This window comes from Mycobacterium sp., from assembly GCF_049802695.1.
Taxonomy (GTDB): Bacteria; Actinomycetota; Actinomycetes; order Mycobacteriales; family Mycobacteriaceae; genus Mycobacterium.
In genome coordinates, this window is sequence record NZ_JBARMY010000092.1 from 1 (window position 1) to 11,871 (window position 11,871).

9 protein-coding genes are annotated in these 11,871 nt (G+C 66.7%); 1 reads left to right on the forward strand and 8 read right to left on the reverse strand.

Features of this window, described 5'->3' with window-relative positions:
• From WA317_RS03375 to WA317_RS03410, 8 genes are all read right to left on the reverse strand, one after another.
• Positions 1 to 649 (reverse strand): DUF222 domain-containing protein (locus WA317_RS03375; RefSeq protein ID WP_425171696.1); only part of this gene is annotated, 649 nt, incomplete at its 3' end.
• A gap of 80 nt (positions 650 to 729) precedes the next feature.
• On the reverse strand, positions 730 to 1,590 hold the full coding sequence (locus tag WA317_RS03380; protein ID WP_425171697.1) for a TIGR03619 family F420-dependent LLM class oxidoreductase: 861 nt from the start codon (positions 1,588 to 1,590) through the stop codon (positions 730 to 732).
• On the reverse strand, positions 1,587 to 2,207 hold the full coding sequence (locus WA317_RS03385) for a PaaI family thioesterase (protein WP_425171698.1): 621 nt from the start codon (positions 2,205 to 2,207) through the stop codon (positions 1,587 to 1,589). Before WA317_RS03385 ends, WA317_RS03380 begins: the two co-directional genes overlap by 4 nt.
• Positions 2,208 to 2,222: 15 nt before the next feature.
• Positions 2,223 to 5,183 (reverse strand): bifunctional [glutamine synthetase] adenylyltransferase/[glutamine synthetase]-adenylyl-L-tyrosine phosphorylase, encoded by a 2,961-nt coding sequence (locus tag WA317_RS03390; protein ID WP_425171699.1) that lies wholly within the window; start codon positions 5,181 to 5,183, stop codon positions 2,223 to 2,225.
• Between the two features lie 24 nt (positions 5,184 to 5,207).
• Positions 5,208 to 6,542: a glutamine synthetase family protein gene (locus WA317_RS03395; RefSeq protein ID WP_425171700.1), complete on the reverse strand. Its 1,335-nt coding sequence runs from the start codon at positions 6,540 to 6,542 to the stop codon at positions 5,208 to 5,210.
• A 49-nt stretch (positions 6,543 to 6,591) separates the two neighbouring features.
• Positions 6,592 to 8,202, reverse strand: a complete 1,611-nt coding sequence (locus WA317_RS03400; RefSeq protein WP_425171701.1) for an alpha/beta hydrolase — start codon at positions 8,200 to 8,202, stop codon at positions 6,592 to 6,594.
• 148 nt (positions 8,203 to 8,350) lie between these two features.
• Positions 8,351 to 9,913 carry an alpha/beta hydrolase gene (locus tag WA317_RS03405; RefSeq protein WP_425171702.1) on the reverse strand — a complete coding sequence of 521 codons (1,563 nt, stop codon included), beginning with the start codon at positions 9,911 to 9,913 and terminating at the stop codon, positions 8,351 to 8,353.
• A 67-nt stretch (positions 9,914 to 9,980) separates the two neighbouring features.
• A complete protein-coding gene (locus WA317_RS03410) occupies positions 9,981 to 11,372 on the reverse strand; it encodes a WS/DGAT/MGAT family O-acyltransferase (RefSeq protein ID WP_425171703.1) in 1,392 nt (463 codons plus the stop codon).
• Between the two features lie 182 nt (positions 11,373 to 11,554).
• Here WA317_RS03410 and WA317_RS03415 point away from each other — a divergent pair.
• The coding region (locus WA317_RS03415; RefSeq protein ID WP_425171704.1) for a 3-methyl-2-oxobutanoate hydroxymethyltransferase at positions 11,555 to 11,871 on the forward strand (317 nt) is incomplete at its 3' end.

Sequence of the window (11,871 nt, forward strand, 5' to 3'; positions counted from 1 at the left end):
GGGTCAGCCAGCCGCGCAGCGCGCTCATGCCGTCACGGTCTTGGGGGCCCAGCGTCAGGGCGCGCCGCCGGGCGCGGTCGGCGTCGCTGAACTCGCCGTCGGGGTTGAGCACCTCGGCGAGTTTCGCGGCCAGCTTGGCCAACACCTCGGGCCGGTATTGGGCGGCGAACTGCGCGAGTTGGGCTTCGGCATGTTCGCGCGTGGGTCCGTCGATCCAGCACGGCAACTCGTGCAGGAACCCGCGGATCACCCGCACATGACCCTCACCAAGCAACCCTTGACGTTGGGCGGCCGCGGTGGCCGCCAGCCGCGCCGACAGCGGTTCACCGGTCAGCGCGCGGCGCTGCCCAAGATCACCGGCTTCCTCGATGCGCCGGTTGGCGTCGCCTCGGGTGATGCCCAACCGGTCGGCCAGCACGTGGGAAAGCTTGCCGCCGATCTCGGCCGCGCTGGCCTGCTGGCGCACACCGTTGATCAGCGCATGCCGCGCCACCGGCAACCGGCGCAGGTTGCGTTCGAGGCGCCCCAACAACGCCAACCGCTCCGGTGTGGTCAGCGCCTCGAACGACAAGTCAGCCAGACCCGAGACGGCGTCACCGAACGCGTCGAACGCGGCGACGACCTCCTCACGACTACTGACTGCTGCCATACCCCGAATCTATCGGTGACCACCGACAAGAAACTCCTGAAATTACAGTGACACAAGTGATTCCGCATCCGACCACCCGGTTACCCGTCGAGCGCCAAGTCTTTACGGAACCGCTCCATGCCATCGATTTTCTCGGCCAACGACGCCTGGGGCCCGGCGTGAAACATCCACGGCATGGTGAGGATACCGGTGATTCCAGCGGCCTCGGCACGCGCGTAATCGGCGACGGTCAAGGCGTCGGTGAGCGGCGTCAGGATGGTGAAACCATCGAGCGACAAACCGTTTTCAGCCCGCAACATGCGCAATCGCCCAGCCGCCTCGATGGCGCGGTCGGTCGTGATCAAGTCACCGATCCAGCCGTCGTTGCGGGCGGCTCGGCGCAACGCGATGTCGCTGAGACCACCGACGTAGATCGGTATCCGCGGCGGCGTCGGCTGCATCTCCAGTCGCGGCGTCTGATAGAAGTCGCCGTCGAACTCGGTCCATCCCGGTTCCCACAGCACACGCATCAAATTCAGCATCTCGTCGGTGCGCCTGCCGCGGGCCTCGAACTGCTGATCCATCAGCTCGAATTCCTCCCTGCACCAACCGACCCCGATACCGAGCTCTACTCGGCCCGCCGCCAGCAACGCCGCGGTGCCGATCGCTTTGGCGGCCGAATACGGGTTGCGCATCGCCGGGATGTACACCGTGGTGACGAACCGCAGTCTCGTCGTGGCCTGCGCCAGCGCGCCCACCAGCACCCACGGATCGGGCCACTCGGTGAAGGGCTGCCAGCGGCGCTGCCCGTCCTTCGTGTAGGGGTAAGGGGTTTGCAGAGTTTCCAGGTTGACGACATGGTCCGGAATCCCGATGCCGTCGTAGCCGAGATCATCGGCGACTCGGGCGATCTCGATTATCTCGCGGGTGTCCAGAAATGCGCTGCTGATGTAGTACTTCATCGGGCCCAAGCCGGTCTGATGAAGATGCCCTCTGCCTCGGCGGTGACCCCAGCCGAATCCGAGATCGAACCGCGCACAAACGTTTTGACATCTTCGCTGCGCTCGATGACAGCCTCAGCGCGTAACCGGCCCAATGGCGTGCCCCGCAGATACCGCACGGTGATGGTGCCGGTGAACAACGGCTTGGTCAGGCCCTCGCTGGCCGCCTCACCGAGCACATGGTCGAGCACCAGCGCGCAGACACCGCCGTGTACCAGACCCGGCGGCCCCTCATACGCCGCCCCGAGCGTGAAGTCGCTCCGGCACCGCCCGTCGTCGCCATAGTGAACGGCCAGCGGCGGTGCGATCGGATTGCGCATACCGATGACGGCGTTGCCCCATGCCAGCGGCCGACCGTCGACGGCGTAGCGCACGCCCGCCGACTGAACATTCTCGTCACGGCACAAGGTCTTCGTCACCGCTTCGATAGCGACGCGGGCGTCGTCGATGGTCCCGGCGTCAACGCCGGTGACGATGGTGGCATTGATGAGATCCCGTACCGCGTCGGTCAGCGGGCCGTACAACGCCGATAGTTGATGGTGCTGATCGGCGGTGATGACCTCATAGTTGGCGTCCACCGACCAGCGCCCCTCTCAACTGCCGAAGATCCTGCGCACCACGGCTTTCGCCCGCCGAGTCACCCGCAAGTAGTTGTCCAGGAACTCGCTGCCGTCCCCGTTTGACCAGCCGGCCGCGACGGCCACCGCATTGAGCAACCGGCCCGGCCCGGGCAACTGGTCGGTGGGCTTGCCGCGCACCAGCGTCAGCGCGTTGCGGGCCCGAGTCACCGTCAGCCACGCTTCTCTCAACTGGTCGACATCGTCGCGGGCAATCAGGTCAGCCTCGGCGATCGCGTCCAGCGACTCCAGCGTCGAGGTGTTGTGCAGCGCGGGGATGTCGTGCGCGTGCTGCAGCTGCAGCAACTGCACGGTCCACTCGATGTCGGTCAGTCCCCCACGCCCGAGTTTGGTGTGTGTATTGGGATCCGCGCCGTGCGGCAACCGCTCGGCGTCGACGCGGGCCTTAATCCGGCGGATCTCTTGAACGGCCTCCGGCGACACCCCGTCGGCGGGGTAACGCGTGCCGTCGACTATCAGCACGAACCGCTGACCCAGTTCTTCGTCCCCGGCGACCGGATGGGCCCGCAGCAGCGCCTGGATCTCCCACGGCTGCGCCCACTGCGCGTAATAAGCCTCGTAGGAGGCCAGCGTGCGGACCAGCGGACCGTTGCGGCCTTCGGGCCGCAGGTTGGCATCGATGTGCAGCGGCGGGTCGGCGCTGACCGTTCCCAACAAAGCCCGCATCTGGTCGGTGACCAACGTCGACCATCGCACCGCGGCGGCGTCGTCGGCGCCATTGGCGGCTTCACAGACGAACATCACGTCGGTGTCGGATCCGTAGCCCAGCTCGCCGCCACCCAGTCGGCCCATTCCGATGATGGCGATGCTGGCCGGCGGCTCACCGTCGCAGTTGGCACGAATCACCGCGTTCAGCGCCGCCTGCAGCACCGCCACGCGCACCGACGTGAGCGCTTTTCCGACTTGCCGAACGTCGAGCATGCCGAGCAGATCCGCCGAGGCAATGCGGACCAGCTCGCGCCGGCGCAACGCACGTGCGGCCGCAACCGCCCGTACCGGATCGGCGTGCCGGCTCGTGCAGGCGATCAGCGCCGGACCGAACTTGCCCGGCTCGACGTCAAGCAACTTCGGCCCGGACGGGCCGTCGCCGTAAAGCTTGATCACTTGAGGTGCCCGCATCAGCAGGTCGGGCACGAAAGCCGAGGTCCCCAAAATGTGCATCAGTCGCTTGGCCACCGCGTTCTCGTCCCGCAGCGTGGACAGATACCAGCGCTGGCCGGCCAGTGCCTCGCTCAGCTTGCGGTAGGCCAGCAGCCCGCCATCCGGATCAGGGGTGTTCGACAGCCAGTACAGCAGCTTGGGCAGCAGCACCGACTGCACCCGTCCGCGACGGCCGCTGTGGTTGGTCAGTGCGGCCAGGTGGGTCAGTGCGGCCTGCGGAGTCTCGTAGCCGAGGGCGGCCAGCTGACGCTCCGCGGCCGCCGGTGTCATGCCGCGGGAGAACTCCAGGCCCTCCGGGCTGACCGATTCCAGCAGCGGCGCATAGAAGAGCTTGGCGTGCAGTCGCGACACCCGCACGTTCTGCCGCTTGAGCTCCTCGCGCAGCACGCCCAGCGCATCGTGCCTGCCGTCGGGCCGGATATGCGCCGCGCGGGCCAGCCAGCGCAGCGCTTCGTCGTCGCCGGGCGCAGGCAGCAGGTGAGTGCGCTTGAGCCGCTGCAGCTGCAACCGGTGCTCGAGCAGCCGCAAAAATTCATAGGAGGCGGTCAGGTTCGCGGCGTCGTCGCGGCCGATGTAGCCGCCGTCGCCCAGCGCTGCCAACGCATCGACCGTGGACGCCACATGCAACGAGTCGTCGCTGCGGCCGTGCACCAGCTGCAGCAGCTGTACCGCGAACTCGACGTCACGCAATCCCCCGGCGCCGAGCTTGATCTCGCGGCTGCGCATGTCGGCGGGCACCGTCTGCTCGACGCGGCGGCGCATCGCCCGCACGTCCGGCACGAAGTCGTCGCGTTCGCTGGCCCGCCACACCATCGGCATCACCGCAGCCAGGTACTCCTGCCCAAGTTCTGCGTCACCGACAGCCGGCCGGGCTTTGAGCAACGCCTGGAATTCCCAGGTCTTGGCCCATCGCAGGTAGTACGCGGCGTGCGACTCGACGGTGCGGACCAGCTCACCGCATTTGCCTTCCGGCCGCAGCGCCGCGTCCACCTCGAAGAACACGTCGGATGCAAGCCGCATCAACTCCCCCGCGATCCGGGTGGTCACCGCGTCGGCGCGCTCACCGACGAAGATGACGTCGACGTCGCTGACGTAGTTCAGCTCGCGTGCACCGCATTTGCCCATCGCGATGACGGCCAGCCGGGGCGGTGTGTCGTCCCCGCACACCGTCTTCTCAGCCACCCGCAACGCCGCGGCCAGCGCCGCGTCGGCCATGTCGGCGAGATGGGCGCCGACAGCGGCGAATGGAAGCACCGGTTCGTTCTCGACGGTCGGGGCCAAGTCGAGCGCAGCCAGCACCAGCAGCCGGTCCCGGTAATGGGTGCGCAGCTGCAACAGGGAACTCGAATCAGCGGCGCACTCTATAAAGGACCGGCGCAGCTCCTCAGCCGAGGGCAGCGCCACCTTGCCGACCAGCAGCCGCCAGGACTGCGGATTGGCGACGAGGTGGTCGGCCAGCGCCAGCGATGAGCCGAGCACGCCGAACAACCGGCCCCGCAGGCCGCGGTCGGCCAGCAGGGCGGCGCTGAGCTCGTCCCAGCTACTTTCAGGCGCCTCGGCCAGCCGGACCAGTGCGCTCAAAGCGGCGTCGGCGTCCGGTGCGCGCGACAACGACCACAGCAGCCCGACATCGGCTTCGGTTTCGTCGTTGAAGTCCCAGCCCAACTGCGCCAGATACGAGCTGGCGCGAGGGTCGACCAGTCCAAGGCGGCCCACGCTGGGCAGTCTCGGGCGCTGCACCGCGGGTTTGGTCACGACCTCGACGGTAGCGCAGTCCTCCTACAAGCCCAGGTAGGTCTTCAGCTCATAGGGCGTGACCTGGCTGCGGTAGTTCGCCCACTCCCGGCGCTTGTTACGCAAGAAAAAGTCGAAGACGTGCTCTCCCAGAGCTTCTGCGACCAACTCGGAGTTCTCCATTTCCTGCAGCGCACGGTCCAAACTGCTGGGCAATTCGCGGTAGCCCATGGCGCGTCGCTCCTCGGACGTCAGGTCCCACACGTTGTCCTCGGCCTGCGGGCTTAGCGCGTAGTTCTTCTCGACGCCGCGCAGCCCGGCCGCCAGAATCACGGCGAATGTCAAATAGGGGTTGCACGCCGAGTCGGGGCTGCGCACCTCGATGCGCCGGGACGAAGTCTTGCGCGGGCTGTACATGGGCACGCGCACCAGCGCTGAGCGGTTGGCTGCCCCCCACGATGCCGCGGTCGGAGCCTCACCGCCGTGCACCAGCCGTTTGTAGGAGTTCACCCACTGATTGGTGACCGCGCTGATCTCGGAGGCGTGCTCGAGGATGCCGGCGATGAACGACTTCGCCACGTCGGACAGTTGCAGCGGATCGTCGGGGCTGTGGAACGCGTTGACATCGCCTTCGAACAGGCTGATGTGGGTGTGCATCGCCGAGCCGGGGTACTGCCCGAACGGCTTGGGCATGAACGTCGCCCGCGCTCCCTCTTCGAGCGCGACTTCTTTGATGACGTAGCGGAAGGTCATCACGTTGTCGGCCATCGACAGCGCGTCGGCGTAGCGCAGATCGATTTCCTGTTGACCGGGCGCGCCTTCGTGGTGAGTGAATTCCACCGAGATGCCCATCGATTCCAACGCATCGATCGCATGCCGGCGGAAATTCGATGCGGAGTCGTGCACCGCCTGGTCGAAGTAGCCGGCGTCATCAGCAGGCACCGGCTCGTCGTTAGAGCCGGGCTTGAGCAGGAAGAATTCGATTTCGGGATGCACGTAACAGGAGAAGCCCAGGTCGTTGGCCTTCGCCAACTGCCGCCGCAGCACGTGCCGCGGGTCGGCCCAGGACGGCGAGCCGTCGGGCATCTTGATGTCGCAGAACATCCGTGCCGAGTGGTGGTGTCCGGCGGGTGTGGTCCAGGGCAGCACCTGGAAAGTCGACGGGTCGGGGTGCGCGACGGTGTCGGACTCGGAGACCCGGGCGAACCCCTCGATCGAGGAGCCGTCGAAACCGATGCCTTCCTCGAAGGCGCCTTCAAGTTCGGCCGGGGCTATCGCGACTGACTTCAGGTACCCCAGAACGTCGGTGAACCACAGCCGGACGAAACGGATGTCCCGTTCCTCCAGCGTGCGGAGCACGAATTCCTTTTGTCGGTCCATGTCCCGAAGAATATGCATTGGCTGTTATTTCTGTGTTACAGATGCCACGCTAGCAGCGTAAGTTATCCGGCGGGCTCGCCTGATCGACGAAATAGCGCACCACCGCGTCGTCGACGCACCGGTTGCCGGTGAACACTACGGTGTGCTGGCTGCCGTCGAAGGTGATCAGCGGCGCACCCAGCTGTTGCGCCAGGTTGACACCGGCCTGGTACGGGGTGGCGGGGTCATGGGTGGTGGACACCACCACGACTTTGTCAGCGCACGGCGACGATGCGCGCCCGTCAGCGGCGCGGGCAGGAGCCGGGCAATCGTTTGAAGCCACCGGGGCGGCCGGATGGGGTTGCGACGTGGCAGGCACCGGCCACAGCGCACACAGATCACGGGGTGCGTAGCCGGTGAACTGCCCGTAGCTGAGGAACGGCGCGGCCTGCCGGATCTGCCGGTCGGCGTCGACCCAGGCCGCTGAATCGGTCGGTGACGGCGCGTCGACGCAGCGGATCGCGTTGAACGCGTCCTGCCCGTTGTCGTAATGCCCATTGGGGTTGCGGCCCTGGTAGTCGTCGGCCAGCGTCAGCAGATCCCCAGGGTCGGTGCCGCGGACCAGCCCGAGCAGCCCGCTGGTCAGGAACTTCCAGTACTGCGGGGTGTAGAGCGCGTTGATGGTTCCGGTGGTGGCGTCGGCGTAGCCCAGTCCGCGCGGATCCTGCGTCTTGGCCGGCGCGGCGACCAGCGGGTCGACCAGCTCGTGGTAACGGCTCACCCATTTGTTCGGGTCGGTGCCCAGCGGGCAGTCGACCGAACGCGCACAGTCCGCGGCGTAGTCGTTGAAGACGGCCTGAAAACCGGCCATCTGCCGGACGTTTTGCTCGATCGGTCCGACGGCGGGGTCGACCGCACCGTCGAGCACCATGGCGCGCACATGGTCGCCGAACTGTTCGACGTACGCGGTTCCCAGCTCGGTGCCGTAACTGAAGCCCAGGTAGCTGATCTGTTGATCGCCCAGCGCCTGGCGGACCACATCCATGTCGCGCGCCGCCGATGCGGTGCCGACGTTCGCCAGGAAGCCCAGGCCCATCCGGTTGACGCAGCCCTGCGCCAGTTGCCGGTACACCTGCTCGATGTGCGCGACCCCGGCGGGGCTGTAGTCGACCATCGGGTCGCGGCGGAAAGCGTCGAACTCGGCGTCGGTTCGGCAACGGACCGGCGGGGTGGAATGCCCAACGCCCCTGGGGTCGAAGCCGACCAGGTCGAAGCTGCGGCTGATCGGGCTGTCCGCGAGCACCGGTGCCAGGCCGACGACGCTGTCGACTGCAGACGCGCCCGGACCGCCGGGGTTGACCAACAGCGACCCAATCCGCCTGCCGGTCGCCGGAATTCGGACGACCGCCAGGTGGATCTGCGCTGCTCCCGGATTGTTGTAATCGACGGGGACCGCCACCGTCGCGCAGCGGGCGGTGGGAACCTTGCTGGTGTCCTTGACGAGCCCGCCGCAGGTGCTCCAGGCCAGCGGCGGCGCCGCTGCCGGCTGCGGTGCGGCGGTGCTGGACGGCCCGGCTCCGGACTCGGGATTGGCGCTAGCCGGCTGCATCGGTGCGACGGCGAACGGGATCAAGAACCCCAGCGAGAGCAGCGCTGAGCCCAGCCGTCTCATGCGCCCCATGGCTCACATCGTCGCATGCGTGATGCGCTCGCGGAGCGGTGGACGGTTACACCTTGGTCTCGTATCGGCAGCAGAGTCCAGTGTTGCAGCACTGCCCGACTTCTCTTCCAAGCCGCGTCGCGGCTTGCATCGTCGCGCGGGCCGGACGTCAGCACTTGGCCCCGGTGGGCGGCGCCGTCCCGTTCACCAGATAGGCCGTCGCGAAGTTGTCGATACAACGGTTGCCCTCGAAGACGACCGTGTGCTGGGTGCCCTCAAAGGTGAGGAGCGCGCCGTGCAACTGTTTCGACAGGTCCACCCCCGCCTGATACGGCGTTGCCGGGTCATGGGTGGTCGACACCACTACGGTCGGCACCAAGCCCGGGGCGTGGATCACGTGTGGTTTGGTGGTCGGCGGCACTGACCAGAAAGCGCAGGCACCCAGCGGGGCGTCCCCGGTGAACTTGCCGTAGCTCATGAACGGAGCGAGCTGGCGGTAGCGGCGGTCTTCGTCGACGACTTTGGCGCGGTCCTTGACCGGCGGCTCGTCGACGCAGTTGATCGCCACCCGTGCGTCGGTGGCGTTGGTGTAGTGCCCGTGTGGGTCGCGGCGCATGTACATGTCGGCCAGGGCCAGCAGGGTGTCGCCCCGTTGATGGGTCAGCTCTGTCAAACCGTCGGTCAGGTGTCGCCACAGCGTCGGTGAGTACAACGCCATCAAGGTGCCCACGACTGCGTCGCTGTAGCTCAGCCCGCGCGGATCCTCGGTGCGAACCGGCTTGCCAATGAGCGGATTGTTCTTATCGACCATCGGGTCGACCAGGCTGTGGTAGACGTCGACCTGTTTGACCGGGTCGGTGCCCAGCGGGCAGCTCGGATCCTTGGCGCAGTCCTTGCCGTAGTCGTTGAAGGCGTCCTGAAAACCCTTGGCCTGGCGCAGGTCCGCTTCGACCGGGTCGGCGTTCGGGTCCACCGCGCCGTCGAGGATCATCGCCCGCACGTTGTGCGGGAACGCCTCGGCGTAGGCCGAGCCGATCCGGGTTCCGTAGGAGTAGCCGAGATAAGTCAGCTTCTGGTCGCCCACCGCCGCGCGGATCGCGTCCAGGTCGCGGGCGACGTTGACCGTTCCGGCGTTCTCGAGGAACGCCTTACCCAACTTCTGGAAGCAGCGGCCGACGTATGCCTTGGTCTCGCCCTCGATTACGGACACGCCTTTGGGGCTGTAATCGACCTGCGGCTCGGTGCGCTGATGGTCGTTCTCGGCGTCGGAGTTGCACCAGATCGCGGGCCGTGACGACGCCACCCCGCGAGGGTCGAACCCGACCAGGTCGAACTGTTCGCGCACCTGCGGCGACAACTCCGCGACGCTGGTGAGGGCGGCCTCGATACCCGACTCGCCGGGGCCTCCGGGATTGATGATCAACGAGCCGATCTTTTTCTTGGTGGCCGGGAAACGAATCAACCCCAGCACCGCGGCGTCGCCGTGCGGGCGCCGGTAGTCGACCGGCACCGCGACCTTGCCGCACTGCACGCCGGCGGGCAGCTTGGGCGCGGCGCCGCTGACCAGCCGGCACGGCCCCCACGTCACCGGCTGGCCGATCCTGGGCGAGGCCAATTTGGCACGGCCGCTGACCAACCGGGTACAGCCGGACACCAGCATCGCGGCGACCACGATCAAGATCAGCCCAAACTTTGCTGTTTGCGCGATCTTGTCGCGGCGAGGCAGGCACATGGCAACCTATGCTGCCATGCCTGCCTCGGGGAACCCGGTGGCTGGGCGCGGGCCTACTCTCTCGCGGCTAGCGGCAAGCGGCCAGCAGCTCCTGGATCCCCTTCTCGAAGCCGTCGGCCAGGTTCCACAGGTCGGGCACCAGTTCCGGGCAGGAGATGATCCCGACGTTGAGCTTGCCGGCCAGCGACAACACGGTGATGTTGAGGCCCGAACCATGGAAGACCGGACCGAGCGGATACATCGCCTTGACTTCAGAGCCCAGGAAGTACAACGGCTGCTGCGGCCCGGGGACGTTGGAGACCACCAGGTTGTGCACCGGTCGGCTCGAGGTCAGCCGGGTGCTGGCGTAGGCGCGCATCGCCAGCCCGAACACCGCGGGCGCGGCGAACTGCGACCAGTCCTGCAGCAGGGTGGCGCCGATCGCCGAACTGTGCTGCTTGGCAACCGAGTTCGCTGCTGAAATCGCCTTCAGGCGTTCAGCCGGGTCCGCGATGCCGGTTTCCAGGCTGGCGAACATACCGGAGACCTGATTGCGCCCGGGACGGTCGGATTTGCCGTGTACCGACACCGGCACCATCGCCACCAGCGACGAGTCCGGCAGTTCGCCGCGGTCCAGCAGGAACTGGCGCAGGACGCCGGACACCAGCGCCATCACTACGTCGTTGACCTTGACGTTGAAGTGGTTCTTGACGGTCTTGACGTCCTCGAGATCCAGCTGCGCGAAGGCCATGTTGCGCTGGCTGGACACGCTCGCGTTGAACGTCGTCGGCGGTGCGGTGAACGGACGCACCATCGCCGAACCACTGCGGACCCGCACCAGCGTTTTCACCACCGACGTCACCGTGGTTGGCAGCATGTTTGCCAGCTGCAGCGGACGGCCGGCGAACTTCAGCAGCCCGCCCAGCACGATCTCGACCTGGTTCGCGCCACCGACGCCGTCCACCGGATCCGGCGGCGGCGCGTCGGGTTCGATGCTGCACAGCTTGGACATCAGCTCGGCGCCGCTCACCCCGTCTACGCTCGCGTGGTGCACCTTGGTCATCACCGCCAGGCGACCGTCCTTGCGTGGGTCGGTGCCGGCGAGTCCCTCGATGACCCACATCTCCCACAACGGCCGGCTGCGACTCAACGGCAGTGACGCGATGTGACCACAGACTTCGGCCAGCTCGGTCTGCCCGCCCGGTGGCGGTAAACCGATGCGGTGCAGATGCCGGTTGACGTCGAAGTCGTCGTCATCCACCCAGACCGGATGGTCGAGGTTCAGCGGGCTGTTGGCCAGCTTCTCGCGGAATTGCGGCATCGCCTGTAACCGCAACGACAGTGCGTCACGGAGCCGGTTGAAGGTGTAGCCACCCGGCATAGTCGAGGTGTCCAGCTCGTGGACCGCGCACACATGCAAGTGCTGTGCTGGTGTCTCCAGGTAAAGGAAACTAGCGTCGAGTCCGCTGAGCCGTTGCATTGAGCCGATGCTAGTTCCGGCGGTTGCCGCCGGTGCCGAATTCGCCCAACGGCTGACGCTGTGAGGAAGTCAACTGCACCCTCGGTACTGCAGCACAGTTCGGGATGGCAAAATGGCGGTGTCAACAAGCCCGGGGACCGGATTTCGGCCACGAGGCTTTTACGACGATCTTAGGGACAACGATGTCTGAACAGACTCACATGCGCCGCTCCTCCTCATCGCTTCACGCCGAATCGTCGCCGGCGGCTGTTTACGGTGGCGCCGGTGCGGCCAATTCGCCAAGGACCAAGACTCGCGTTCATCACCTGCAGAAGATGAAGGCCGAGGGCCACAAGTGGGCCATGTTGACGGCCTACGACTACTCCACCGCCCGCATCTTCGACGACGCCGGTATCCCGGTCCTGCTGGTCGGTGACTCCGCGGCCAACGTCGTCTACGGCTACGACACCACGGTGCCGATCTCGATCGACGAGCTGATTCCGCTGGTTCGCGGCGTGGT

What these genes read in the sequence shown, in the direction of transcription:
- WA317_RS03405 (WP_425171702.1), bottom strand. Translation starts at nt 9,913, where the DNA reads ATGTGCCTGCCTCGCCGCGACAAGATCGCGCAAACAGCAAAGTTTGGG.
- WA317_RS03380 (WP_425171697.1), bottom strand. Translation starts at nt 1,590, where the DNA reads ATGAAGTACTACATCAGCAGCGCATTTCTGGACACCCGCGAGATAATC.
- WA317_RS03400 (WP_425171701.1), bottom strand. Translation starts at nt 8,202, where the DNA reads ATGGGGCGCATGAGACGGCTGGGCTCAGCGCTGCTCTCGCTGGGGTTC.
- WA317_RS03410 (WP_425171703.1), bottom strand. Translation starts at nt 11,372, where the DNA reads ATGCAACGGCTCAGCGGACTCGACGCTAGTTTCCTTTACCTGGAGACA.
- WA317_RS03395 (WP_425171700.1), bottom strand. Translation starts at nt 6,542, where the DNA reads ATGGACCGACAAAAGGAATTCGTGCTCCGCACGCTGGAGGAACGGGAC.